This window comes from Streptomyces silvae (genome assembly GCF_016745505.1).
Classification (GTDB): Bacteria; Actinomycetota; Actinomycetes; order Streptomycetales; family Streptomycetaceae; genus Streptomyces; species Streptomyces silvae.
The window spans coordinates 41,162-65,902 of record NZ_JAERUC010000107.1 but is presented as its reverse complement, the minus strand read 5'-3'; the positions used below and the strand labels follow the sequence as shown (position 1 = coordinate 65,902).

At 68.0% G+C, this 24,741-nt stretch carries 18 protein-coding genes, 3 pseudogenes and 1 CRISPR repeat array; of the genes and pseudogenes, 5 read left to right on the top strand and 16 right to left on the bottom strand.

The genetic code is table 11. The features are described 5' to 3' along the window. Positions 1–590: 590 nt before the first annotated feature. On the top strand, positions 591–905 hold the full coding sequence (locus JKV81_RS16975; protein ID WP_202076599.1) for a peptidase inhibitor family I36 protein: 315 nt from the start codon (positions 591–593) through the stop codon (positions 903–905). Between the two features lie 109 nt (positions 906–1,014). On the opposite strand, the gene JKV81_RS16970 is transcribed toward JKV81_RS16975, so the two are convergent. Genes JKV81_RS16970 through JKV81_RS16960 form a run of 3 tightly spaced genes read right to left on the bottom strand, consistent with a single transcriptional unit; the run spans position 1,015 to position 3,494 of the window. Continuing rightward, positions 1,015–1,950, bottom strand: coding sequence for a CU044_5270 family protein (locus JKV81_RS16970; RefSeq protein ID WP_202076592.1), 936 nt, complete (start codon positions 1,948–1,950; stop codon positions 1,015–1,017). Next, entirely contained in the window at positions 1,937–2,494 is a 558-nt protein-coding gene (locus JKV81_RS16965) for an RNA polymerase sigma factor (RefSeq protein WP_202076590.1), read from the bottom strand. The genes JKV81_RS16970 and JKV81_RS16965 overlap by 14 nt, the downstream gene beginning before the upstream one ends. Before the next feature lie 40 nt (positions 2,495–2,534). Then, positions 2,535–3,494, bottom strand: coding sequence for a hypothetical protein (locus JKV81_RS16960; RefSeq protein ID WP_202076588.1), 960 nt, complete (start codon positions 3,492–3,494; stop codon positions 2,535–2,537). Positions 3,495–4,248: 754 nt separating this feature from the next. On the opposite strand from JKV81_RS16960, the pseudogene JKV81_RS36845 reads away from it, so the two are divergent. Beyond that, positions 4,249–4,605, top strand: a pseudogene (locus tag JKV81_RS36845) (DUF4158 domain-containing protein); the annotation flags it as partial. 130 nt (positions 4,606–4,735) lie between these two features. On the opposite strand, the gene JKV81_RS16955 reads toward JKV81_RS36845, so the two are convergent. Beyond that, positions 4,736–5,308 (bottom strand): hypothetical protein, encoded by a 573-nt coding sequence (locus JKV81_RS16955; protein WP_202076586.1) that lies wholly within the window; start codon positions 5,306–5,308, stop codon positions 4,736–4,738. Between the two features lie 305 nt (positions 5,309–5,613). Here JKV81_RS16955 and JKV81_RS16950 point away from each other — a divergent pair, with 305 nt between their 5' ends. Both JKV81_RS16950 and JKV81_RS16945 read left to right on the top strand, forming a co-directional pair. Continuing rightward, on the top strand, positions 5,614–8,040 hold the full coding sequence (locus JKV81_RS16950) for an N-6 DNA methylase (protein ID WP_202076584.1): 2,427 nt from the start codon (positions 5,614–5,616) through the stop codon (positions 8,038–8,040). Between the two features lie 56 nt (positions 8,041–8,096). Next, the gene (locus tag JKV81_RS16945; RefSeq protein ID WP_202076580.1) at positions 8,097–8,336 is read left to right on the top strand and encodes a hypothetical protein; all 240 of its coding nucleotides are present in this window, start codon (positions 8,097–8,099) and stop codon (positions 8,334–8,336) included. 137 nt (positions 8,337–8,473) lie between these two features. Here JKV81_RS16945 and JKV81_RS16940 read toward each other — a convergent pair whose 3' ends face one another. The 10 genes and pseudogenes from JKV81_RS16940 to JKV81_RS36840 all read right to left on the bottom strand — a co-directional run bounded on the left by JKV81_RS16940 (position 8,474) and on the right by JKV81_RS36840 (position 19,302). Next, the gene (locus tag JKV81_RS16940; protein WP_202076579.1) at positions 8,474–8,854 is read right to left on the bottom strand and encodes a DUF6009 family protein; all 381 of its coding nucleotides are present in this window, start codon (positions 8,852–8,854) and stop codon (positions 8,474–8,476) included. A gap of 127 nt (positions 8,855–8,981) precedes the next feature. Then, on the bottom strand, positions 8,982–10,529 hold the full coding sequence (locus JKV81_RS16935) for a DNA primase family protein (RefSeq protein ID WP_202076574.1): 1,548 nt from the start codon (positions 10,527–10,529) through the stop codon (positions 8,982–8,984). Then, the gene (locus tag JKV81_RS16930) at positions 10,526–11,545 is read right to left on the bottom strand and encodes a bifunctional DNA primase/polymerase (protein WP_202076610.1); all 1,020 of its coding nucleotides are present in this window, start codon (positions 11,543–11,545) and stop codon (positions 10,526–10,528) included. Before JKV81_RS16930 ends, JKV81_RS16935 begins: the two co-directional genes overlap by 4 nt. Positions 11,546–12,800: 1,255 nt before the next feature. After that, positions 12,801–14,543: an endo-1,4-beta-xylanase gene (locus JKV81_RS16925; protein WP_202076573.1), complete on the bottom strand. Its 1,743-nt coding sequence runs from the start codon at positions 14,541–14,543 to the stop codon at positions 12,801–12,803. 344 nt (positions 14,544–14,887) lie between these two features. Next, positions 14,888–15,160: a hypothetical protein gene (locus tag JKV81_RS16920; protein WP_202076572.1), complete on the bottom strand. Its 273-nt coding sequence runs from the start codon at positions 15,158–15,160 to the stop codon at positions 14,888–14,890. Positions 15,161–15,255: 95 nt separating this feature from the next. Continuing rightward, on the bottom strand, positions 15,256–15,612 hold the full coding sequence (locus JKV81_RS16915) for a hypothetical protein (RefSeq protein WP_202076571.1): 357 nt from the start codon (positions 15,610–15,612) through the stop codon (positions 15,256–15,258). 196 nt (positions 15,613–15,808) lie between these two features. Beyond that, positions 15,809–16,160: pseudogene (cas2e, locus tag JKV81_RS16910) on the bottom strand (type I-E CRISPR-associated endoribonuclease Cas2e). Continuing rightward, positions 16,157–17,115, bottom strand: a pseudogene (cas1e, locus tag JKV81_RS16905) (type I-E CRISPR-associated endonuclease Cas1e). The pseudogenes cas2e and cas1e overlap by 4 nt, the downstream one beginning before the upstream one ends. Positions 17,116–17,119: 4 nt before the next feature. After that, on the bottom strand, positions 17,120–17,887 hold the full coding sequence (gene cas6e / locus JKV81_RS36300; RefSeq protein WP_372444184.1) for a type I-E CRISPR-associated protein Cas6/Cse3/CasE: 768 nt from the start codon (positions 17,885–17,887) through the stop codon (positions 17,120–17,122). A gap of 362 nt (positions 17,888–18,249) precedes the next feature. Further along, entirely contained in the window at positions 18,250–19,302 is a 1,053-nt protein-coding gene (locus JKV81_RS36840) for a CRISPR-associated endonuclease Cas3'' (protein ID WP_372444182.1), read from the bottom strand. A gap of 754 nt (positions 19,303–20,056) precedes the next feature. On the opposite strand from JKV81_RS36840, the gene JKV81_RS16895 reads away from it, so the two are divergent. Beyond that, positions 20,057–21,568, top strand: coding sequence for a S1 RNA-binding domain-containing protein (locus tag JKV81_RS16895; RefSeq protein ID WP_236056899.1), 1,512 nt, complete (start codon positions 20,057–20,059; stop codon positions 21,566–21,568). Positions 21,569–21,722: 154 nt separating this feature from the next. Here the strand turns inward: JKV81_RS16895 and JKV81_RS16890 are convergent, their stop codons facing one another. Together JKV81_RS16890 and JKV81_RS16885 are read right to left on the bottom strand one after the other, a co-directional pair. After that, the gene (locus JKV81_RS16890; RefSeq protein ID WP_202076570.1) at positions 21,723–22,967 is read right to left on the bottom strand and encodes a ParB/RepB/Spo0J family partition protein; all 1,245 of its coding nucleotides are present in this window, start codon (positions 22,965–22,967) and stop codon (positions 21,723–21,725) included. After that, entirely contained in the window at positions 22,964–24,121 is a 1,158-nt protein-coding gene (locus JKV81_RS16885) for a ParA family protein (RefSeq protein ID WP_202076569.1), read from the bottom strand. The genes JKV81_RS16890 and JKV81_RS16885 overlap by 4 nt, the downstream gene beginning before the upstream one ends. Before the next feature lie 202 nt (positions 24,122–24,323). Continuing rightward, positions 24,324–24,657: direct repeats of the CRISPR family, unit length 29 nt; unit sequence CTGCTCCCCGCGCACGCGGGGATGGTCCC. Positions 24,658–24,741 lie beyond the last annotated feature (84 nt).

The window sequence follows — 24,741 nt, the reverse complement described above, 5'->3', positions numbered from 1 at the left end:
CCCAGCGCAAGGCCCGCCGCGAGTACGAGAACCGGGTCAGCGCCCTCACACCCTGATCAAGATCGTTCTCGCCGATAACCGCTGTACCGATGTTCCCCGAGGCCGGTTTCGGTAGATCATGCTGGCCGGAAAGTGATTGCTGAGAGTAACTGAACAGTGATTTAGTGTCTCCGTACAGTTGTTCGGTATGTGCCTGCCGCGGTTGACGGCCGCTCGGTGGGCTGCTGCGCGCGCCCATTTCGTTCGAGGGGGGAACCTTGCGCGCTAATCGTTTCGGGATTCGTACGGCAGTTGTGACTGCCACCGCTCTGGCAAGCCTGGCATGCGTCACCTACGCACAGGCATCGGAAGAGCCTGGAGTTGATGACCCGACGGCACCCACGCAGACCTTGCAGGCGTCGATCGACGACGTGCTTGCGAACACCGAAGGAGGGACGCAGATCAGCCCGCATGAGGTCGCTTGGGAGGGTGGGGCAGTTGTCATGTCCTTCCCGGATCCGGGGGAGCAGAAGGCTCCTGAGAGTTCCGCTGCGGTTCAGGCGTTCCGGGCGAAGGCCACTGGGCAGATGGTGCCTTTTGTGGAGGTGCCGTTGGGCTCGAATGAGGGGTGCCCGACCGAGAAGTTCGGAAACGACTGGTACTGCTTCTACCAGTACGACTCCTACGGGGGGCGTCGCCTTCAGTGGAACGCCGCTCACACGTCGAAGATTTACTTCTCCAAGTACGACTTCGTCAACAAGACCTCGTCCTGGGTCAACGGCGGGGGCAAGACGATCTATGTCTACGGACGGACCCGCACCGGCGACGACAGCAGCTGCACCAAGCACCTGTGGACGGAGAGCAAGCACTTCAAGGACGACGACAACGGTTACGACAACCAGGCTGACTGCTTCAAGACCTCATAGGCGGCACGCTGCCCCGTGACGTCACAGCTGATGCCTGGCCTTCCCGCTCTCATCGGGAAGGCCAGGCATCAGCGCTATTGCAACGTCAGTCGGGCGGACCCGGAAGGCATCAGCCCGTGGTGTAGTCGCTCTTCACGTGGGTGGTGTAGTCGATGACTGACGGAATCTTGACGTTGAGCTCGCCGGGGTCCTTGGTGAGCATTTCCTCGTGTGCCAGAAGCTTGCCGCTATGCGGATCGAAGATCACCGTCTGCTTGTTCGGCAGGCCACCGAAAGCGGATTCGACGGAGAAGGCGACTCCTGAGCGGCCGGAACGATCCTCAACGGTGCCGTTGTACTCCACGCCCTCGAACGTCGCGAGCGCCCGCAGAACCCCGGCGACCTGCTGCGGTGTCAAAACCGTATCGAGACTGCGCTCGTTGAGGCGGTTGAGGAACGCGCCAGCACTTTTGCCGTCGCCCTGGGAGAGGATCCAGTGCTTCATCTCTTCCGTGCCGCCGGCTGAGGGCGGCTGAGGGTTGTTCTTGGGCGGGAAGCTGCCCTTGTCCTGTCCGCCTTCCCACGTCACGACCTGTTCGGTGGAGCCGTCTGCTTTCTGCCACGTCTCGTAGCGCTGCGGCACGACCTCGGAGGTGACCTGCTTTCCGTCGATCCTGGTGAACAGCGACCACGTCTCGTACGAGAAATGCTCCGTCGTTCCGCCGCTTGCGGCGGGTTGCTTCTCAGCCGACTGTGCCAGCTGCCGCAGAACGGGCGCTGCCGCAGTTCCCTCGAAGGCCTGCAACTTGAGCGGAGCGGGCGTGGACGCGAAGGCGGAGCGCTGCCCGGGCCCGTCGATCAGACCGATCATGCCGACCGCGACCACTACGGTGGCTGCCACCCCGGCGACCCACATCAGCGGACGTCGACGTGCACCCCGGCGAGCAGTAGGACGTGCGGTCGCTGTGATGTGTTCAAGGAGAGCCTCGGCCTGCGCATCCGTCATCGGCGGCAGTGTGTCCCGCGCGGGGTCGAGCCCTTGCAGCAGCCTGTCAGTGTCGTGCATGGGTAGCCTCCTGCGGAGGAACGGCGGCGTTCGAGACACCGGTGGGCAAGGCAGGGCGAGAGCTGTTGAGTTGCCTTCGCAGCCGATGACGGGCCCGGTGCAGACGTACCCGCACTGCCACAGGCTTCTGGTCCAGGACGTGTGCTATCTCCGCGGGCGTCAGTTCCTCCCACAACGCCAGCCGCAGTACTTCCTGGTCATCAGCCCCGAGCCGGTCGAACGCTTGGGCAACATCCGTCTGTGCGATGACCTCCTCCACGTGCCCAGAATCCAGCCGGCGCGGCTGGTCGGCCAAGCGGTCGTTCAAATCGGTTCGGCGTTGGCTGGCACGGCGGTCGTTGGCCAGCACCCGCCGCGCAACGCCGTACAACCACGGCAAGGGCTCAGCCGGCATCTGCTCAAACCTGCGCCATGCCGTCAAAAACACCTCTGCCAGCACATCACCCACATCTTCCGGCTGGGCACGCCGCAGCACGTACCGCTCGACCGCCACTCGATGGCACCGGTACACGGCGGTGAACTGTTCCTCGATCGTTGAATCCATCTGCCCTCCACCCTGTATGTGTCCGGCACCAGCCCCACCGTTACACCTCCGAAGAGTCCAGAGGGGGAGTGGCTGCGATGAAGTCGGCGGTCAGCTGGTCGGCGTACGGGGCGAGTTCCTCGTGGTCGAGCACGACGGAGTTCACGATGCGGTTGATGCTGTCGGAGCGGGCCAGGCGGGCGCCGCGGGCCCGGTTCGCGGTGGTGGTGAACAGAGCGCCGGCGGAGGGGTGGGTGTCGAGTGCGGGGTTCCAGACGCGCTGGTCCTGGCCGGGGTCGGGGGTGAGGGTGCCGTCAGGTTGCCTGCCGGTGTAGGTGTCCAGGAGCCGGGCGGCGTCCCGGCTGATCGTCACTGTGGTGATGGCGGAGGCGTCGGCGTTCTTCGGCTTGATCCGCCAGGTGGTGCGGAAGCCTTCGTTGGTTCTGTTGTCGACGTCCATGAGCAGGATGGTGCCGGGCCGCAGCTTCTCGTGTCCGAAGTGCTGGTTGAGCAGCAGGTAGCAGATGGCGCGGTTGCGGTGGGCGTCGCGGCCGGTGAGCCGGTCGGCGGCCTGCATGAACCAGCGAGGGCCCTGTCCGCGCAGTCCGGTGCGCTGGGGGTCGGTGGGGACAGGCGCCCCGGCGAGCCGGGCGCGGGTGAGGTTCTTCTCCACCCCGTCAGCGACGCCGAGGTCCAGGAGATGCCCGTAGAAGGACGTGACCGCGGAGGCCATGACCGCGCGGGTGGCGAGCGGGGAGTCCTGGTGCCGATCGGAGATCCACGCGGCGATCTGGGCGCGGTCGCAGGTGTAGGGGTCGAGCGGGTCGCGACCGGTGTCGCACCAGTTGAGCCAGTCGGTGACGTAGCCCCGGTAGTGCCGCTTGGCTTCCGGGGAGAACGAGCCGGAGAGCAGCTTGTACGGGGAGCCGGGCGCGGTCCAGGAGCCGAGCCGCACGTACGCGTCGTGCGCCCCGCAGTCCTCGGGGTGGCAGTTGGGACCGTGGTGGTGAAGATGGGGCACGCCTCGGCACCCTACTGCCCGGCGGCTCCGCCGTTCGCCGGAGCTAGGCCAGGACGGCGGGCCGACGCACCCGAGTCGGCCCGCCGCCCCCGGGCCCTCACCGTTGCGGACCTTGCCTTGGGTCAGGAGGCTCTGCCCTCAGCGGCTTCGTATCGCCGGCCGAGGGTGATCACGAACCTTCCGGCTGGCTTGCCGGACCGCTATCGTTTCGGCAAGCGGCTCTTTCTCAAGCTTCCGGTTCCGGCCCTTGGGCCACGGACCGAGAAATTTGAGAGGAACTCTCATGAAGAACAAGCACAACCTGTGGCCTCGCCTTCGTCGCTTGGCCGCGAAGGTCGTTCCGGGCGTCGTGTCGGGTGTACTCGTCCAACTCATCCTCGCCTTGCTCAACCTCAACTGAGGAAGTGTCCGCCAGGGGGAACCAACCGGGGAGTACACCGGGCCCCCGCCTCAATACCCTGCGTCCGCCTGGCTCCGCGACGGTGCGAAGCAGAGGTCGAGCCGCCGCTTCACGGGGCCGACTTCTTTCACGCCGACCGAGCCGGGACGGCGCCGATTCCGAACACGCTGTCACCGTCCGCCGGATCATAGACTCTGACGTTCCGGCCCTGTCCTCCCGAAGCTGCCGCGAAGTGACAAGTAGCGCTCTGTAGCAAAGCAGGGGTGCGCTTGTCCGGGTTTTCGATCTTCTGGGGTTGTTGAGGGATCGGTTCCGCGAGGTTGGTCCGGTCACGACGACCGGAGGGAGCGCGGGGTGCGGCAGGACTGGGAGCCGGAGGACCTAATCGAGGTCTGGACGCTGCTGGAGGAGGACCAGGAGCGGCTGCGGAACAAGTCGGGGGCGAACCGGCTGGGGTTCGCGTTGTTGCTGAAGTTCTTCGAGGTGGAGGCCCGGTTTCCGGAGGATGCCGGGGAGATCCCGGTGCCCGCGGTGTCGTACGTGGCCCAGCAGGTGAAGGTGCCGGCCAAGGAGTGGGCCGCGTACGACTGGTCGGGGCGGGCGATCAAGCGGCACCGGGTGGAGATTCGGGGTGCGTTCGGGTTTACGGAGTGCACGGAGGAGGACCAGGCCCAGCTCGCCGAGTGGCTGGCGGCGGAGCTGTGCGGGGTGGAGCTGAACCGGGACCGGCTGGTGGAAGCCGTGGTGGTGCGCTGCCGGGGGGACCGGATGGTGAGTTGGCAGCTGGAAGGCGACTCTGCAGAGACCAGCAGGCGGAACCACGAACACCGCCAGGCGCTACTCACGGCGCCAGTGCGGCACGGGCCTTCTGCAGCTGCTCAACGCCCACCGTGCCAGTGTCCGGCAGGCCCGCGCTCCCCCAGGCACCCTGTGCCCGCGTCACGACGCCGTCGGCGTCGTCTAGGAGGACCTTCTTCGCCATGTTGACGGAGATCGCTCCGTCACCCAGGTCCACCAGGTGCGCGAGCATGCGTACGTTGTGCTGCCGGTTTCCCGCCTTCTCCTCGTTGTACCGGTAGACCAGCACCCACCTTCCGACCAGCGAGCGGGCCCGCTCGATCAGTTGGCGGCCGCGGTCCGTCTCCTCCTGCTCCGTACGGATGTTCTCTGCATCCCCGGACGGCGGCCGCAGGGTGAGCAGACCGCGGCGGCTGGTCTCCTCGATCTCGACCTTCTCCAGGAACGCGACAAACGTCTTCGCGCTCTCCAGGCGGTCGACGTCCTGCGCCGCCTGCTTGGCGATCATGTGCAGGTCCACCGTGAGCGTCTGCACGCGGCGGCCCCAGGAGGCTTCCTCGCCGGGCGGGCAGGGGCCGGCGGCTTGGGCGGCGGCGATCACAAGGCTGTAGTCCACGCATCCATCATCGCGCGCACCGCCGAGATCGTGACTCCGCCCGTCGTTCTCTGCCTTCAGAAGCCCCGGAACGACGAGACAGCTCTGAAGGGCCTTCAGAAGAAGCAGGTCTCGGAGAAGGTGAAACAGACAGCCAGAAAGGCTTGTGCCCCCTATATTTGAGGCATCCACGCCTTACCGGGGAAGGTAAGGGATGCCAACGCACTAGGTGCGCACCGCTGGTGCGCAGGCAGCACTCGTAGCTCTCACTCCCTATGGTTCGAAGCGAAGGGCCGCCGAGCGGCGGCCACGAGGGAGTTCAGATCATGTCCATCGCTGACCACCGGGATCAGCTCCATTCGCAAGCAGAGATCGCCACGTTGGCGGGCGTCTCCCGGGCCTCCATCACGCAGTGGCGCCGCATCCCCGGCTTCCCCTCCCCCGAGCGCGGCGGGGAGCTGGAGCTGTTCCGGCGCTCCGAGATCCTCGCCTGGCTGGACGAGCGGACCATTCCGCGAAGCCGGTTGCACGGAGATCCGGACGGTACGACGTACGGAGCACGGGCGCGCCGGACCCTCGTCGGAAGTGCTCCGGCCGGGACGGACGCGCCCCGGCCCGCCGGTACGGACGCACCCCGGCCGGCCGCGCCCGGTGCCCGGCCGGATCCACGTACGGCGGACCACGTGCGTGAGCTCATGGGGCAGTTGTGCGACCGGGTCCGAGGAGCCGGCTCCAGGGTCGACTACGTGAACCTGCTCGTGTCGCTGCACTTCCTGCGGCGGTCCGGCGGGGCTCACTGGGACGGCGTCGTCCAGATGTCCGCGAACGGGCAGGGCTCGGACGGCGCCGCCGCCCTCCTCCAGCACATCGCCGCGGCCGTCGACCAGCAACTGAGGCTGCTGGGCATGCGTCCGGCGATGCGCCAGGCGCTGGTGCGCCTCGAGCCCCGCTCGTACGGAGATCTACGGCACGTGGTGCGCCTGGTGGGGGAACTCGGCCCGGAGGCCTTCGAGCTCATGCTCGACGAGTACGAGCTGCTGGCCGGGCTGGACAGCGGTGAGTTCTTCACTCCGCGCGCCGTGGCACGCGTCATGGTCCGCATCGCGGAGGAGAACACGGCAGCCGGCGCCCCGCTGGGTGTCTACGATCCGTACGCCCGGGGCGGGGAGCTGCTCGCCGCGGCGACCACCTGGTGTGCTCAGCAGGGCACGGCTCCGCGCGAAATGCGGGTCCGCGGACTCACCCACGGGCGGGACACGGCACCGCTGGCGACGATGAACCTGGCTCTTCTCGGTGCGCGGCCGACCGTGCATGTCTCCTCCGGCGCACCGCCCTGGGCCACGTCGGCACCATCCTCGGCGTCCACCGCCGAGCAGTTCGACCTCGTCCTGAGCAATCCCCCGTTCAACATGCGCGACTCCACCGGGGCACCGCGCATCGAGGGCAACTGGCCGTACGGGCCTCCTCCCCTGGGCAACGACAACCTCGCGTACGTACAGCACGTGCTCGGCTCGCTGCGGGAGGACGGCGTCGCTGCCGTGATCATGCCCAACAAGGCGGGCAACTCGGCGAACGGCTCGGAGAAGAGGATCCGGCGGGCCATGGTGGAGCGCGGCGTGGTGAAAGCCGTCGTCGCCCTGCCGGACCGCTTGTTCTCCGACACGTCCGTGCCCGTCTCGGTGTGGTTCCTGGTCCATCCGTCACTGGCCCGCGACGAGATCCTGTTCCTCGACGCGCGTGAGGTGGGGACGCCGGTCCGGGGCAAGCGTGCTCTCCAGGACGCGGACGTGGAGGCGATCCTCGACGCCTACCGAGGCGGCTCGAACCCGGGCGACGACAGCGGGCGGAACCCGGCCGTGCCGACCGCGGTCGTGACCCGGGAGGCCGTCGGGCAGCAGGACTGGTCGCTCAGCCCGATGGACCACATCGATGCGTACAGACCCCGCCGGCACACCGCCGAGACCGCGCACGCGGAAGCCCTGGCCGAACTGGAGCTCCGTAAGCAGCTGGCATGGGAAGCGGACGTCGCCGCGGCCTCCGCTCTGGAGCAGGTGGAGCAGCGGGCGGAGCACGTGCCGCAGGAGAGGGGGCTACCCGATGCCATCGGATGGGAACGTGTGACGCTGTCCGGCCTGTGCACGATCCAGGCGGGCCCGTCGTACAGCCTGCTGAAAGGGCACGTCACGACCGACGGCGGTGTGCCTCTGGTCTACCCCCAGAATCTGCGCGAGGGCCGCATCGCCGAACTGGCCGACGACCGTCACGTGGCGGCGGAACACGCCCGGCGCCTGGAGCGCTTCCTGCTCGAACCCGGGGACATCGTCTGCGTACGGACCGGGGCCGTGGGCCCTCCGGCCCTCGTACGGGACGCGGGGGCCGGCCGGCTGATGAGCGCCAATGTGATCCGGCTCAGGATGGACGAGAGGCAACGGGCCCGCGTCCACCCCGGCTATCTCGCGGCCTACTTGGGGCGGCCCGAGTCGGTTGCCTGGGTACGGGACCGCGCGACCGCGACGGGTGCGCCGTCCATCAGTGCCGCGGCGCTGGGCAACCAGCCCGTACTGCTTCCCCCGTACCCGGAACAGCAGCGTGTCGTCGCGGTCCTCGACGCGCTCGACGCCCAAGCCGCGGCCCACAGCCGCCTCGCTGCGGCAGTCGCTCACACCCGGACGACCGTGGCGGAACGCCTGATGCTCTCGGACCTGGACGGTGCCACCGATGTCACGCAGCCGAAGGCCGGTACGCGCTCATGACGACCGACCGTAGCGAATCCCGTCCGCCCACCTCCGCCACCGATGAAGGGACCCCTGTGACTCCCCCGGCCTCGCCGACCCCCGTACCAGCGTCGCCCTCCCACACCTGGGCGCTGTGGCTACTGGTGATGGTGCTCTTCTCCGCCGTCGTCGCCCTCACGGTGATCATGCTGAAGGCACACAGCGGCTCGGGGCTCACCGACGCGGTCCTGTCCGGCGGCACCGCCTTCGGATCGACGATGCTCATCTGCCTGGGCACCGTCGCCGCCGTCAGGGAACTGCGCCGGTCGCGGTGACTGTCCGGTGAGTCCGCCCTCGGCAGGGTGTTCCTCGTGCCGCGCCCCTGGTGGAGCGCACGAGGGGCATCCGATGCCGGATCCCGGCGGAGGACACCGTCGGGAGCGCACCCTCCTGAGTCCCTCAGGAGGGGCTCTCAGGAGGGCACTATCTCGTTTCTGCGCTTCCCCTGGGAGCGCGGGGTCTTCTCCCCCACCCGCCGAGGCTCGATCGTCCTCGGGTCGACCGCCTCCCCCGGGGCGCCCTCCTTGTAGAGGCCCTCGGGGTCGTTCGGTCTGTCGTGGGGCAGCAGGAAGAAGGTACGGCGCTGGAAGAGGCCGCTGTCGGGATTGGCCTCGGCGTCCCTGTCGAGCTCCGCGTAGCCGACCATGCGTCCGTCACGGGCGTAACGGGGCTTCCCGCCACGGCGGGTGCTCTTGTCGAGCGCCTGGCGGACGTAGTCGAGGTCGTCGAGGTCCTCCAGCCACACCACGTTCGCTTCGTGTGCGAGCTGGCTTTCATGCAGCAGCGAGCTCATGGACGCAGCTCCTTGTCGGTCATGTGGTGGTGCTTACGGCTACTCGGCGCGGGCCAAGCAGTGCGGTGGTCCGGGACGCTCCCATGGTAAGGCGATGTCCGGATCCTGGGCAGGAGGCCGTGGTTCCTCATGGGCGTCCACCTGTCGGCCCGTCAGGATGGACGATGTCGTCCTTCAGCAGCGCGACGGCGGGGTAGTACTTCTTGCCGCTGGACTTCAACATCTCGGCAGGAGAGGCGAGTCCCACCTCCTGCCGGATGCGGCCGGCGAAGGCCCTGGCGGTGTCCGCCCGGATGCCTTCCGAACTGCACCAGCTGGTGTAGGTCGCGTAGAGGAGGCCCTGTTCCACACGCAGGTCACCCGTGTCCGGGCTCTGGCGCAGGCAGCACTCGGCGAGGAAGCGCCCGATGTGGTCCTCGGTCGTCTCGTACGCGGCGGTGGCCAGACGTACGGAGGACGGCCCGCTCAGGGGGTCCCGGGTGGTGAGGTAGCGGATCGCGCCCTGGATCAGCCAGTGCAGGATGCCGGGACCCTCCTCCTGGACGAGTTCGCCGGCCAGGTTGTCGATCTTCCGGTCGGCCGCGACGACCCGTTCGAACGGGATGAGCCTGATGCGGCGCCAGAACGCGTGTCCTCCGGTGCCGACCTCCGGCTGGTGGTTGCCCAGCAGCCAGAGCTTGTGGGTCGGGGTGAAGCTGAAGTAGTCCTGCCGCATACGGCGGGCCTTGATCTTGTCCCCGCCGGTGAGGAGCTTGACCCGGGCCTCGTCGAACTTGTCGTTGGGCTTGAGCTCGCTGCAGACGAAGATGCGGCGGCCGTGCAACTCCGTCAGTTCCGTCGAATGCTCGGCGAAGTTGCCCTTGTCCATCAGGAAGCCGGGCGGGGCCGCGTCGGCGTAATCCCCCATGACCTGGATCATGACGTCCAGGAGAACCGACTTGCCGTTGGCGCCCTTGCCCCAGAGGAACGGCAGGACCTGCGCCCCGACGTCGCCGGTGATGGAGTACCCCAGCAGCAGGTGAAGGAAGTCGATCATCTCCTGGCCCTTGGCGTCGGCGCCGAAGGTGTCGTCCAGGAAGGCGTGCCAGCGAGGGGTCGGCATCGCCTGGGGCGCCACCTGGGTGGCACGCGAGTGGAGGTCCCGCATGGGATCCGGCTTGTGCAGACGGCCGTTACGGAGATCGACGACGCCGGCGGGTGTGCACAGGGAGTAGGCGTCACCGTCGAGGATGTCGGGGTCGAGACTGAGCGCGGGCGCGGCTTTCGCCTGGTGAAGCAGCGCCTTCATCCCGCTCGTGGACATGGTGCGCCGACGGTGCTGGGCGATCTCACGGTCGCTGAACATGCCGCGGGGGTCGGTCGGAGACATCTGCTCGGCCATGTCGCCCGCGGCCCACAGAGCGGCCTTCTCGCCGCCCACGCGCTTCCACCGGAACTGGTCCCAGCAGTACCAGCCGAGGCCTTCGACGTGACGAAACTGGTCGCTGTAGAGCTGGGCGAAGAGCTTCGCGTTGCCGCGGTCGGTGAGCATGGGCGGCAGCAGTGCCGGTGCCTCGGCCGCGACAGGCGCCTGTACCTGCTGGGGAGGCACCCACGCGGGGGCCGCGCCCTCGAGGTCGAGCATCTGCTGAGCGGCGGCGACCGCATCGAAGCGGCTGCTCTCGGCGCTACTCATGCGAGTCCTTTGGGGTGGAACGGGCGGCTGGCGCCTGCGGAAAGGGCTGCGTCGATGATCGTCTCATTACGGCGGTTCTGGTGGGGACGAGCATAGTGAGCGGCTTCTGCGAGCTCTTGGCGGGCTTCGGCCTGATTCAGATGTCCTGCTGCGGCGAGCCCTCCCGCTGTGAACGCCGCCCGGTTGAGCTTCTCCGTGAAGCCGGTGCCTTCGGCATGGGCCGCACATGCACGAACGGTCTCGATGAGCGGCCGCAAGAACGCCTGCGCGCCACCGGTCCGGGTGGGCCTGGCCGGACGGTGCGGCCGCGGGCCGGGAACCGGGGACACACGAGGCGTCACATGGCCCGTGCGCCTCAGCTCGGCGGCCAGCCAGGCCGGGAGCGGGGCAGGCTCCCGTACGGCCCCCAGGGGCCTGTAGACGCCTGCTGCGGTACGGGTCGTCGGCGCCACGATGTATCCACCGTGCGCCCTCACATCCACCTGCCAGGCGAGCGCGGTCCTGGGACTCGATCCGGTGGAGGAGCGATAGCGCACAGCAGGTTCGGAGTTGACGTACCAGATGTGCAGTCCCCCGGACGGGGTGCGGACCCGCAGAGTGCTCTCGTCCTCGGCCGGATCCGGCTTCTGCCGGTAGGCAGCCAGCAGGGCCAGCGTGTCGAAGCCTGAAGCGAGGCCGGCAAGGTCGACCTGCTCCGGGATACGGATGCCCGGGAGAAGCCGGTCACGGTCCGGGACCTGGGCGGCATGGGCGTCGACGTCCAGGACGACAAGGTGGGCAGGCCCGCACGACACGCCTACGCCCGCGCGGGGCTCCCTGCTCCACCAGGCGTCGACGAGAGCGAGGTCGGTCGTCGCACTGTGGAAGCCGTGACACCACTTCCCCTGCGCATGGCAGGGGCAACTGGAGGGATCGTGGCTGCGGACCCGGCACTGCTCACAGTTGGCGGCCGGCGTCTTGCGGCCCGGTGCGAGCGGGTGGACCGGCCACTGACGGCCTGCGAGCCACCGGGCCACGTCCGCGGGACGCGGCTGCTGCGCGATCCCAAAGGAGGCGGTGTCGGCGGGGCGCTGCACTGTTCGTCGGTCCGTTCCTCTTGTACGGCTTGCACGGCCAAGGCTGCTCTTCAGGCTGTTCCTCGCTCGGTCCTGGACATATTGCCTGGTCAGGCGGGACCACTTGAGGGACCGGAGGGACTGAAGGGACTGAGTTTCCCTTATAGCAGGCAGAGCCTAGCGGACGGGGTTGCCGCTCTGTGGGAGGCATGAGCACTTATGGCAAAAACAGTCCCTTCAGTCCCTCCGGTCCCTGGTTCGGGGAGCTGAGAGCCCGTCTGTCGGTTGGTTGGTCGCCTGCATCGGGGGGCGTGCTCCGGCCGGCTGTTCGCTGACTGTCCGGCGGAGGGACTGAAAGCCTGCAGGGGCGGGGGGACTGAACGGTCCCCCTTCAGTCCCAGTGGTGTTTCCGCAGGTCAGAGCACATATGCCGAAGAACGGAGGGACTGAAGGGACCCATTTTGCTAGTTATCAGCGCACCAGAGATATGTAAGGGTCAGTCTTACGTACGCGCGCATACACGCGCCTGCACGCAGGTGGAACAGGGGATTTTGGTCCCTTCAGTCCCTTCGGTCCCTGGGAGTACCGCCCTGACCTGGCTTTTTACCGAGGGACTGAAGGGACGAGGGACTGAGAGAGTCTGGCCCCTCCCCCCGTAGGGCAATCTCTCCTTCAATCGTCTTTTCAGATGATCAAGGGCTCGATGCTGCGGACAGAACCCCCCGCCGGCTGCCCCTCCTTCAGGCTGTTCTTCTCCAGCTCCGCCGGGCGATCAGTCGGCCGACGAGCCCGACCTGAACCAGCCGTCCGAAGCTCAGGCCTCTCTGTGGGGGCCGCTACGGCCGTTTTTAGCGCCCCAGGCCGGCGCTGCGCTCTGCCTGTTCCGATGTCCACGAGCGGTTTTGCCTTGCAGGCTTTTCTGTGAGGCAGGCTCACATCTGCTGGACCTCAGGAGACCAACGCGGACCTGGAACAGCAGGGGGCATACCGTGCCTCGGTCCCCGCCCTCACCCGCCGGAGGCGCCAGCTCTGACCCTGCTGTCCACGTCGAGCGCTAGCCCTCGCCAGAGTTGCCGCCGCTCTCCGCACAGAGGCCGCAGCCCTTGACGGGGAACTTCTCACCTCGAAGTTTCGTGCCGGTCCGCCGATACCGTCGGCGGACCGCTTTCGTCCCGTGGACTGCGAGTGGGCAAGTTGAGGGCCACAAATTTGGTGCTTACGCCTCGTCAAAGGCCTCGAGCAGGCCCTCGTACGCCGGCTTCGGCCGCAGGGCCGCGTCCCACGGCAGGGAATCGGCCGTGCGCGGAGGATAGATCTTGGTGTCGGCGGTGGAACCGTACCGGTCGGTGATTCCCCATGTGGAGAACGATGTGCAGTTCGGCTCCTCCAGGCAGACCCGCAGCTTGCCCGCCATCTCATCAGCCTGGGTCTGTCGCCCGTCGTCCTCGTCCTCACCTATGGGGACGTCCATCTCCGACACCCGCGCCTGGACCCCGAGCTCCGCCAGATCCCGCACATGGCTGCGGAAGGTCTCCGGGTCGACGCGGTCGCCGGGTGCGTACTCATGGTTCTGGAAACCCACGCCGTCGATCGGTACGCCGCGTTCCTTGAGCCGCTTGACCAGATCGTAGAGGGCGTCCCACCGCTCGCCTTCCTCCTCGACCCCGTACTCGTTGAGGAACAGCCGTGCCTTCGGATCGGCCCGGTGGGCGGCCCTGAACGCCTCGTCGATGTACTCCTCGCCCATGGCCTCGAACCACGGGCTTTGCTCGGAGCGCAGACCGAGATCCCCGTTGGTGTAGCTCCTCTCGTCGTCGGACAAGGGTTCGTTGACCACATCCCATTCCGCGACCTTTCCCTTGAAGTGCCCGGCGACCATGGCGATGTGCCGGAGCATGGTCCGGCGCACCTCCTCGGGGTCGTCGTCCTCCCGCATCCAGTCGGGCAGAGCCTCGTGCCAGACGAGGGTGTGCGCGTGCACCTTCATGTCGTTCGCGCGGGCGAAGCGTATGAGTAGGTCCGCGTCGCGGTAGTCGTGGACGCCCCGGCGTGGGTGAAGGAACTGTGGCTTGAACGCGTTCTCCGGAGTGAGCATGGAGAACTGGCTCCCCGCGAGCGCCCGGTAGCGTGAGTCCGTGAGCAGCGGGTTCTCGGCCAGGGCGGCGCCGACGTCGAACGGCCGCCCCACGTCTGCGGCCCGCGCACGCAGCGAGTCGTCGGACTGCTCCTGGCGTAGCCGCGGCGCCTTGATCACGCGGAGCGAGTCACCGCTCTCCGCCCGCGCGAGCAGCTGCGTCAGACGCCATCCCTCGCGGCGCTCGTCTTCGCCCGCGTCCGCCTCCAGACCGAACCAGACAGTGCCCTCGGCGAACACCCCCGGGTCCGGCACGGTTCCCAGCTGCCGCCCGTCGGCTTGCACGCCGAAGGCGTCACCGATGCTCGACACGGCGAGCGTCACCGTCCCGGAGCAGCCGCAGTCGAAGTCCTTGGAGGTGGCCGGCTCATCGCCCTCGCCGTCCCATATCTGTACCTTCACGTGTCCGCCGGCGGTCACGCCGACGCGGAGTGAGGGCCGCTCCTGCCGCCACTCGTCGTAGATGACCGGTACACGTCCGTACAGCCTCAGCCATGCGTCGCCGTCATCGTCACCCACTCCGGACATGCGCGCGGTGACGGTGAAGTCGCCGTCGGACCTGAGATGCGGGCCGGCCAGGTTCAGCGGGGGGTTGGGCTGGCCGCCGGAGGAGTCCTGCTCCACGATCTGCCGATCCAATGCGCTGACCCGCAGGATGTCCTTCCGCGCGGTGGTGCCCGGCATCTGCGTCCAGTCGTGGTTCCGCAGCAGGTCTACGTCGTTTCCGCCGCCCGGACCTTCGCCCTGCCCTGTGCACCCGGCCGCCACCGCCATGACGAGCACGACGGCGGTCAGTCGCTGCCACGTCCCCCCACCAAGGCCCACGGCCCCTCCCAGCTCTCTTGTTCGAGACAAGATCAACGTCTCGACATCGGAACGCAGTTCATCACACCTGAGGTACAGCGACCTTGTGGTCACCCGGTGCGGGAAACGGACGTAGGCTGCGACCTGCCTCGCTCTTCTCACGTCGGTTTTGCCGCTGGCCCGGCCGCTGCGGGGCCAGCGCCTGCCGACCGCCCAGCAGATCAACGGGACGCCGAAGACGGCAAAAGCGTTTCCGGGTAGGCGTCCGTGATGGGTGCCGGCTGGGAGCCATATCCGGCTGCGGACACCAGTCCGCGCGCTGTCTCCCGTTCCGTCGGCTTCGACCGCTGCCATGCCGGCGGACCTCACCGCGCGCAGTCGATACCGGCGAGACGGTTCATCGTGATCTCCCCGCCCGCCAGGTCGTACCGGACGAGGTCCAGTACCGCAGGCCGCACTGTCCCGTAGCGCTCTTCACGGCGTGTGGAGACGACACCACCGATCGAGCGCTCGGGGACGACCGGCGCCCGGAACACGGCGACCGAGACATGGGCGGTGTCCCGCATGGTCGTGTAGTCGTTGCTGGCGAGCGCCCGCGGGCCTTCGGCCGTGCCGGCCTCGTGCAGTCTGGTCCGCAACTGGACCAGACCGTCACTGGGGGCCCCGCACACGAACAGCCCGCCTTTCGATCCCCCCAACCCGGACAGCTCGATCTCGATCGGTGGGCAGTCCTTCAGCGCGGTTTCGACGAGGTCTGCGAAAACGCCACCTGGTGCTGCGGCACCTGGTCTTGATAGCCCTCCAGGCTGCGCACAGTGCTGTGCAGGTTCCCGGGAAGGTAGGTGAAGTGGTGCGGCGACAGGGCCGCAGCGATCGGGCCCAGGTCCTGGGCGATCGCATCCCGGATCGCGCCGTCGATCGGCACGACCAGACTCAGCCCCCAGCGGGGATCGCCGTGGCGCGGAAGGGAGCCGGCGTTGTAAGTACCCTCCGCGAGAGCGGGCTCCGCGTCGCCCCACATGGCGTGGAACTTCGCGGCCAGATCGGGCACCCGGTAGGCATCAGGTGTCTGGGATATCGGCTCGGGCATCAGTCACTCACCAGGTGTATTCGGAGGAATCTGGCATATTCGAAGGTCAGCGATCAGCTCATCGTGCGCCGACGCCGGGATCATCCCCGCACGCGCGGGGAGCACGCTTCGTGACCTGCGGCGTTGCTAGGCTCGGGCGCTGTTTTTGAGTAGTTTCACTGAAACCGGCATACCATTCGAAACACTCATTCCGCCCTCACCTTCGCCCGAACCGACGCCGCTTTGCTGCATTGCTCCAGCCCTTCTTCTGCGTCGGCCCGGCGGAGGAGGCAGTCTTCGCGTTCGGGCGTCGGATAAGGGTCAGGCCCTCGTGGTCGACCGGGTGCCAGGCGTGGTCGTGGGTGCGGAAGGTGAAGCCCTGTTCGTTGTCCGTGGTGTGGGCGAGCAGGGCCCGGCCTTGCTCGGCGTACTGCTGGACTTCTTCCCACAGCAGGTCGCGGATCCGTGCTGACGGGTTGCCGATGAACACGCCTGCCGAGATCTCGAGCAGCCAGCGCGTGAGAGCCGCGCAGTCCGGCTGGGCAGTTGGTGAGGACGATGACCGTCACCAGGACGCCTCCACGTCGCTGTAGCCCTCTCCCCCGCCGTAGTTGCGCCCTGCCGCCACTGCCCGGCCGCCGTCACTTTGCAGCGTGACCACGTCGGGGTCCTCGTTCGAGACGGTGCCGCCGGGGGCTCCCCCGGGAAGGAGGAGTCCCTTGATGTCCTCGACGCAGCGGTCCAGCAGGGTCGTCTCGTTGATGCGGTCCCGCAGCGCGCGGCGTGTGCGTGGGCCGACGTCCTCCTCGTCCTCGGCGGCGATGTCGAAGGCGAGCGGGATGCCGATCTCGGTCTTGTACAGGTCGGCGACATCGAGGACGAACGACAGTTCGTGACCGGAGTGCACGAAGCCCAGAGCCGGGCTGCAGCCCAGGGAAGCGACGACCGCGTGGGCGATGCCGTACATGCACTGGGCGGCTGCGGTGACGGCCTGGTTGACCGCGTCGCGGCTGGTGAAATCGCCGGGGGTGTACCGACGCCCTCGCCAGGGCACTCCCGTACGGGCGGCCTGGGCGCGGTAGCAGTCCTTGACGCGGCGGCCTTCGCGACCGAGGAGTTCGTGGCGCGTGAGGCCGGCCGGGTCTTCGTCCGGAAAACGCAGGCGGTACATCGCCCGCGCGACACCGAGCCGGCTGCGGACGTTCGCCCATTGCACTGCCTGCGCCTAGGCGAGAGCGGACGAGCGCGTCAGCGCACGCCCTCCGGCGTAGTAACGCACGCCCTGTTCGCCGACCCAGCAGACCGCTCCCCGAGGACACTCATCGCCTGGTGTGTGATCCGGGTGCCCGGGCCCAGAAGCAGGGTGCCGATGGTCGCCGACGGGATGTGGGTGGTGCCCTCGGCCGTGATGGCGTTGGCGTCGCGATGCACCGTGCAGCGCTCGAGGTAGATGAAGGAGGACCGCTCCCCGGTGCGGGTGAGCTGGCGAGGGGTGAGGGCGGCGCGGCGGGAGACCGTCGTCATCGGCTCACCCTGCAGTACCGAGAGGCGCGAGGGTGAGCAAGCCGCAGCCGTATGCCTTGGCCTTACCGATGCCCTGCCGCAGGGCTCGGCACAGCAGTTCGGGATCGGTGACCTCGAGCCGGCCGTCGAAGGTGACGGTGACCAGGCTGACAGGGGCCTTGCGGGCCGCCTTCGGACCCGGGCCGCGGGACTTGTCGAAGGAGAGCGAACGCTTGTCGTGGACCGTGAGCTCGTAGCGGTCGCCGTGGTGAGGCTGACCGGTGTGCGTGGTGCCGCTGGGCAGCAGACGCCGTTCGGCGGGCTTCTCGAGGACACGGAACCCGCACCGCTCCTGCCGGTCCAGGAGCCAGCCCATCTGGTGGACGGGGGTGACGTGTGCGGTGCGCTTGGTGGGCTCGTCGTCCTTGCGGCGAATGTGCTGGATGGGGTTGGCCGTCAACCTGAACGTCCACTGGCCCCCTGCGGCGAGCTGGTCGAGGAACGGGCCGTACGGGCGGCTCTCCCAGCCCGGTGCGGTCGCGGAGGCGACTGCCGGCCGGTCGGCGAGGAGCGTCAGGTCGTCGTCGATTCGCTCCAGCTCGACGTCCACAGAGCGGCCGGAGGCCGGGGGACGCCGCAGGACCGGCGCCCCGCCAGGCGCGACAGCCGTCAGAAGCGGGTACTCCTCCGCCTGAGCGACAGTGTCGAAGTCGCGGGAATCGGCCTTCTTCCTGCCTGAATACGCCTCGACCAGCTCGCGTCGCCGGTTCGTCGGGAGAGTCGCGGAGAGCACCACCACCGGGACGCGGTAGGCACCCAGCCACGCGAGTACCCGGTCGAGGTAGACGCTCATGTAGGTGTCGTAGGCATGCGCCTCGTCGATGACGATCACCTTGCCGGCGACCGCGAGGTGGCGGAGAGCCAGATGGCGGCTCTTCAGGCCGGCGAACAGCAACTGGTCGATCGTGCCCGCGACGAACGACGACAGCATGGCCTTCTTTCGCCCGCGCAGCCATGCGTGGGCGATCAACTCGGCGGAAGCTGAGCGGGTACGGCTGGAGGGCCTCAACTGCCGCCCGCCGTCTGAGTTTTCCGGCGCGTCGTGATCAAGAGCCTTGACCTGGCCCCGGTCCATCAGGTCGGTGAAGTCCTCGTTCAGGGCGGACTTGGAGTGGGCCAGCAGAACCGAATGGCGCGTCCCATCCGGTGCGGGAAGCCGGTCGAGCCAGTCCAGGAGGCGGGGGAACATGGCGTTGCCCGTGGCCATCGTCGGCAGAGCGAAGAACACCCCGCCGCACCGGACCGCGCGGCGAGGACTTCCGCGGCAGCGAGCGCGGCTTCGGTCTTCCCCTCCCCCATGGGCGCCTCGATCACCAGGAGCCCCGGCTCGTCCATGGCCCGGGCCAGTTCCACAGCCGCTTCCTGGACAGGGCGGACCTTCGCGCCCGGCGGCAGTGCGAAGCGGGAGGCGAACAGTTCCTTCACATCAGCAGTCGGCTCCGCGGCCTGCCATGCGCCCGGCAGATTCAGGCCCTGCCAGGCGGCCGCGATCCGCTCCTCGTTGCTACGGGGGATGTCCTCAGGGAAGTAGGGGAACAGCTCGGGGTTGCTGGCGACCCAGTCGGAGACGATGACCAGAGCTGTGAGAACCACCTGGACGCGCTGCGGCAACTTCACCGACCGCCAGGCGCCTAGCCTGTCGTGCACACCGAACTCCGCCGCGCAGGCATCCAGCAGTTCGTGCTGGACACGTCGCCACAGGGTCTGACTGCCTCCGGGGGTGCGCAGGAGCTGGGGATGCCGGTCCAGGGCAGTGATCTGTCCGTGCTCGGGAGGGATGCCATGATGCCCGCCCACCGCGACGGTGAACTGCCCTGTCTGCGCGACGGTCCAGCCGTACCGCTCCTCCAGCCACTCCCCCAGTAGCACCTGCCCGGCCAACCCGTGAGGGGCCAGCTTCCGGTCAGCGCCCATCGCCCGCTGGGAACGCATTTCCAGCCCTGCTGCCCGCATCACCTGCGCGAGCGGTTCGACCTGGCAGGCGAAGGCCGGGGTGGCCTTGCCGATGTCGTGAACGCCTGCCAGCCACACAGCGAGCCGGCGCGCGTCGTCCGCGCCACCCGGTAGCTCGGCGGCGACCAGCTTGCGTACCGACAGCGGCAACCACTCGTCCCACAGCAACCCCGCCACCGCGGCGCTGTCCGCCATGTGCCGCCACAACGGCAGCCACCCATCGGAGTCCCGGTCATGCTTGGCCCACACACTGAGCGCGGGGCCGCGCAGCCTTGCCCGCAGGTCGGTGCGGAACCTCCCTCGACTGTCATGCCAGATGAATATCTGCCGGTCGCGGGGTTCCGCAGGTGAATGAAGAAGTTGCGGAGAATGTGTTGTTGTTGTGGTTGATGCCGCCTCAACTGCGGCGGGTCGTCGGTAGGGTTGATCGGTTGTTGCCGAGGGCCAGGGGGAAATTTACTTAATGTCGGTTTCTTTGAAAGTGCTCAAAACTGAGGTACTCCCGCGATAAACCTGCAGGTCGCGCAGTCTGCTCCCCGCGCACGCGGGGATGGTCCCACCTCCCGCGTCCGCTGCTCCGACTCGTCCCTCTGCTCCCCGCGCACGCGGGGATGGTCCCACGATGGCGAACTGGCCGAGCCCCTTCTCCTGCTGCTCCCCGCGCACGCGGGGATGGTCCCACGTACGCGATCGACCGGCTGGGCGTCGACGCCTGCTCCCCGAGCACGCGGGCTAGCGGTAGGCACCTGACCTCGGTTGGTGAGCTCTTTCGGTTGTTGTCCACGGACAACAACCGAAAGAGCTCATCCCGACATGGTCGTGCCTGGGCACGCGACCCGGCACGCTCCAGCAAGGCGTTCCGTCGCTCAGTTGTTGTCCGCGGACAACACACTCCCACCCCTGCTCCCTCGTAGCGGCGATCGTCCCGACCTGTCGTCCAAAGAAGACCATGACCCAGGATGGAGCCGTGCTTCCCTTTGTCTACCGCGTGACCAAGTACGACCCCGCCGACCGTGACGAGCATGGTCACTACCACGGGCCCCAGGACATCGTGAGCGATCGCGGTGAGTCCGAAGCGGCCTACCTCGAGGCGGTCGCCGCATTCGCCGCGGATGCCGGAATCGACCGTCTCGCCGTACGGGAACCCGGAGTTCCGTCCTTGGCTCACCTCGGAGTTACGGCGGCAGCGGACGACTACGGGCTGGGCGCTCTCTTCTCGAACGGCCTGCACGGCTTCCATGACGGAGCGGAAGTTCAGCTGCCCACAGCCCTGGAGCTGGTGAGATGCATGCTGCGCGAGAGTGGCGCCTGGTGCCGGCTGGAGGCGGACGGCACCTTCGAAGTGCATGTGGGATGGGACCAGTACCTGTACGTCTGCACCAGCCGGCCCAGCGAGGAGGCGGTGGCGCGGACGCGTGCGCTGGGCCTCTTTCCTGAGAACCTGGGCGCCTCCCCCTACGCCGTGGAGACGGAGTCGCCGGACGTCCAACGGCCGGCAGACGCCGAGTTCTGGTCAGTGGTGGCCTGGGCCGTTGCCTCAGGACGCGCGGGGCTGCTCGAGGAGACGTACGTCGAGGGAGCCTCCCGGTGGCACCCACTGAGCGGTGACACCCTCGGCAACGTACGCGCTGGACTGGTGCCGCGCGCCCGGCTGGCTGTCTGGCCCGCCCTCTCCCCCGATGTCGGCGCCGTCTTCGGCTCACTTCCTGACGAGGGCCTGGTGGAAGCAGTCTGGCAGGACGCGGACGGCCGGGTTCACCGTGCTCTGGCAGATGAGGAGGACCACGCGGAGTTGACCGTGCGGATGGCCGGCGCCACGGCGGCAGCCCTGATGCCCGTGTACGCCGATGAATACGTGCCACTGTTCACCGCTGTCCTGCCCGACAGCGACGGCGTCGTACGGGCACGCTGGCGGACCGAGCCGACACCGGACGACCGGAAGTGGGCCTTCCTCAAGTCACTGCGGGCCGGCCAGGTTGTGACAGGCACAGTGATCGAGACAGCCCCCTTCGGCGTCACCTTCGTCGATGTCGAGGGGCACGTAGGGATCATCAACATCCCAGAGCTGTCATGGCGCCCGCTGGCTCATCCGTCGGACGTCGTATCCGTGGGCCAGCTCATTCACGCACAGGTCCTGGGTGTGGACGCGGTCCGGGGGCGGGTGGCGCTGTCGCTCAGAGCTCTGCTGGACGATCCGATGAAGGAGCTGACAGCCCAGGTCGGCACCATAGTTCTCGGGCCCGTCACCAAGCTCGTTCCCTTCGGTGTCTTCGTGCGCATAGAGGAGAGGGAGAACGGTCTGGAAGGGCTGGTGCACAACTCCGAGCTGACCGGCCCGCAGGTGGGGGATCCCCGGTTCGGCATCGAGATCGGACGTGCTCTGCGAGTCAAGATCCTTGATGTGGACCTGGAGCGCCGACGGATCACCTTGTCCCAGCGGCAGGCCGACCCAGAGGTCTGAGCCGGCCGGGCCTACCGTATCGGTATGCCGAGGAGGCTGAGCCCTTTGCTCAGGCCGGCCACAGCCGGGCCGGCCCTCGGCGGCCCCTGCCGCAGCTGGAAACAGAAGTGCGCCGGAGGCAATCGCCTCCGGCGCACCGAACCGATGAGCCCTCTCACACGTATGCGTGGAGCTCTTCGATCAGCTGCGTCAGCTGCTCAGGGGGAAGGCCGGACGCGAGGGTACGTGCCTGCTCCTCGACCGAGGTGCCGAGCTGGCGCACAAGAAGCCGACTGCGCTCCTCCGCCGGTGTGGTTGTCCCGTTCCCTTGAGACGCAGGTTCGGCAGGGTCTCCTTTGGTGCCGTGCATGTTGTCCGCGGACAACGTCGGAGAAGGGGCGGGCGCCGCTGCCGCCGGGGGGCGCTGCTCCTCGACAGTCGTGTTGTCCGCGGACAACACGCGCTCCTCAGCGGGGATGGAATTCCTGGGCGAGAGGTTCGGACGCGGGGCCGACGGAGCGGCCTCCGTCTCGCGCGGCGTGTTGTCCGCGGACAACACGGATTCGGGTGCGGGGGAGCGGTCGACGGCTCCTGTGCTCTCGGCCGGGGCGGAGGACCGCGTCGCCGCAGTCTTCTTGGCCTGCTGCAGGAGACGCTTCTCCTCCTCGCGCGAGCGAGCCTCCTGCTCCCGGGTCTCCTTGAGGTGGGCCAGCAGCCCAGCCCCGCCCAGCGTCGGCTCCTCCTTCAGCCGCCGTGCGAGCAGACGGCCGTCACGTTCGGCGAGGGAGCCCGAGCTGAGCATCGTCAGCAGCTCGGAGGGGAGTTCGAGGAGCGCGAGCTGGTTGGTGACCCAGGAACGATCACGCCCCAACCGCTTGGCGGCCCGGGCCCGGGCCCCCTTCTCCGACTCCTCGCTGCATACCCGTACGAGCTCGAGGACGCCGCGCGCACGCTCGACGACATCGAAGTCCTCCCGCTCAAGGTTCTCCTTGAGCAGATGATCGACGAACTCCTCGCGAGAGGCGGCCAGATCGTCGCGTACGACGAAGTCCAACGTCTCCAGAGCCACGTGCACCGCGCTGCGGAATCGCCGCTCGCCATTGACGAGTACGTACGCGGAATCGCCGATCTGCGCCTCGTGCTCGGGCCACAGCCTCAGGTACGCGGGACGGGACACGGCGACGCACGCCGCGAGCTGGGCGACGCGCAGCTCCTCACCGAAGCGGGTGAGGTCCTCCTCCGAACCGAAGTTGCGACGAGGGTTGAGCGGCGTCGGCGCGACATCGTCCAGTTGCAGACGCCGCAGCTCGTACGCCGGAACATCGCCCTGCACTATGGCCTTTGCCCGACCTCGGGCGCTCCGACCGCGCGGCACGCCCCCGAAGGAGGAGCCGGTGCCGAGCCGGTCCGCGACACTCATGACATGACCTTCCGAGCGATGGCGCGCATGATCTCGGACTGCTCGCACTTCGGGGCGTAGGAGAGCAGGGGCTGCTTGAGCCGCACGGACTCGCGCTGCTCCTTGAGCTCAGGCATGACACCGATGACCGGCGGGTCGCCGATCTCCTTCCAGCTGTGCAGCGACGACGTGGCGATGTAGCCCTTGCGGCTGTCGTACATGTTGACGATGAAGCCGAGCATGGAGATCTCGACCTCCATGTCGGCACACAGGTCCTGAATCTGGTCGTAGAGCATGTCGTACGCGTCGGCGGACGAGTCCTCCGCGAGCACGGGGATGAAGATGCCGGACAGGCCCGGCGTCTCACCTTCGCGTGTGCGGCAGTAGTACAGCGCCGTGTCCATGGTGTAGCCGAGGCTGGGCGGGCAGTCGACCACGATGTAGTCGAACTCCCTCTCCAGCGGCTCCAGCGCCTTCTCGAGCGCGGTCTCCTTGATGCGGACGAAGCGGCTGGTGGCGAGCTTGGCGTCGAGCAGGAAGGCGTCCTTGCAGGCCGGCAGCATGAACAGCCGTCCGCTGAAGGCACCGTCCTCTATCGGGACGAGCAGCTCACGCAGCTCTCCCTTCGCCTCGCCCAGCATGTGCTTGGCCAGGCTGGGGGCTTCGATGTCGAACAGGTCGTACCCGAGCTGCTTGGTGAGGTGGCCCTGGGGGTCGAAGTCGATGAGGAGGACGCGGTTGCCGGCCTCGGCCAGCGCCTGCGCGACACCGGAGGACGTGGCAGTCTTCCCGACCCCGCCCTTCTGGTTGCCGAAGATGAACCTGCGGGCCCAGCTCGGCCGCGTTGCGCCTCTACGGGGGGAGGGGTGTGTGTCGAGCCAGAGACGGATTGCCTGGGCGATGCCCTGGTTGAAGGGGATGCCGCGCTGCTTGCAGTCGTCCTTGAACTCCCCGTACAGCCCGGTGGGGAGATAGGTGGAGAACGAACTGCCGCCTGTGGTGTCCACGGGGGCGCGCTCGGCGTCATCCGCACGCCACGCCTGGACGCCTTCGGTCACGGCGTCCTTGATGTCGACGCCGAACTCGGCTGCCCTGACCTTGAGTTCTTGTCGCAAGGCGGCGGGCAGCTTGGCGACTACCTTTTCCCTGTCATCGGGGGAGTATGGGACGGTCATGCGGTTACCTTACTCACCTCGGTACGGGTTTGTGGTGCAGGCGGGGTCGGAAATTTGTGGCGTGTCGCCCCGATGCGGGAGGGATGATCAGGTGAAACCGCTTGAGGTTGCGACCGAATTGAGGGGTTGGGGAACAATGTCGGAATCGATGAAAGTGCATCAGAATCGGCTTGGCGGCCGATAGAACAGCAGGTCAGGGAGTCTGCTCCCCGCGCGTGCGGGGATGGTCCCGTCACTTTGCCGGGGTACGGATCACCCATGATCTGCTCCCCGCGCACGCGGGGATGGTCCCCCGCGCAGCAGCGAATCGAACCGGGCCTGCCTCTGCTCCCCGCGGACGCGGGGATGGTCCCGACGACACGGCCAACGTCGGTGCGATCCTCGCCTGCTCCCCGCGCACGCGGGGATGGTCCCGGCGTCGTGGGGACCGCGGGGAAGTACCTCTCCTGCTCCCCGCGCACGCGGGGATGGTCCCGCCCACGCGGCATGGCGATATCTGCGGGTCGACTGCTCCCCGCGCACGCGGGGATGGTCCCCGGTTCGTGAACGTGGTGAACGCGCGGGTCAGTTGGTCCCCGCGTGTGCGGGGTGGTCCCGTGTGGCCTGGCCGACCTACGTGC

Excerpts from the sequence above, each read along its gene's own strand:
- JKV81_RS16970 (WP_202076592.1), bottom strand. The coding sequence starts at position 1,950 with ATGCACGACACTGACAGGCTGCTGCAAGGGCTCGACCCCGCGCGGGAC.
- JKV81_RS16965 (WP_202076590.1), bottom strand. The coding sequence starts at position 2,494 with ATGGATTCAACGATCGAGGAACAGTTCACCGCCGTGTACCGGTGCCAT.
- JKV81_RS16950 (WP_202076584.1), top strand. The coding sequence starts at position 5,614 with ATGTCCATCGCTGACCACCGGGATCAGCTCCATTCGCAAGCAGAGATC.
- JKV81_RS16940 (WP_202076579.1), bottom strand. The coding sequence starts at position 8,854 with ATGAGCTCGCTGCTGCATGAAAGCCAGCTCGCACACGAAGCGAACGTG.
- JKV81_RS16935 (WP_202076574.1), bottom strand. The coding sequence starts at position 10,529 with ATGAGTAGCGCCGAGAGCAGCCGCTTCGATGCGGTCGCCGCCGCTCAG.
- JKV81_RS16915 (WP_202076571.1), bottom strand. The coding sequence starts at position 15,612 with ATGCCCGAGCCGATATCCCAGACACCTGATGCCTACCGGGTGCCCGAT.
- JKV81_RS36840 (WP_372444182.1), bottom strand. The coding sequence starts at position 19,302 with ATGGCGGACAGCGCCGCGGTGGCGGGGTTGCTGTGGGACGAGTGGTTG.
- JKV81_RS16895 (WP_236056899.1), top strand. The coding sequence starts at position 20,057 with ATGACCCAGGATGGAGCCGTGCTTCCCTTTGTCTACCGCGTGACCAAG.
- JKV81_RS16890 (WP_202076570.1), bottom strand. The coding sequence starts at position 22,967 with ATGAGTGTCGCGGACCGGCTCGGCACCGGCTCCTCCTTCGGGGGCGTG.
- JKV81_RS16885 (WP_202076569.1), bottom strand. The coding sequence starts at position 24,121 with ATGACCGTCCCATACTCCCCCGATGACAGGGAAAAGGTAGTCGCCAAG.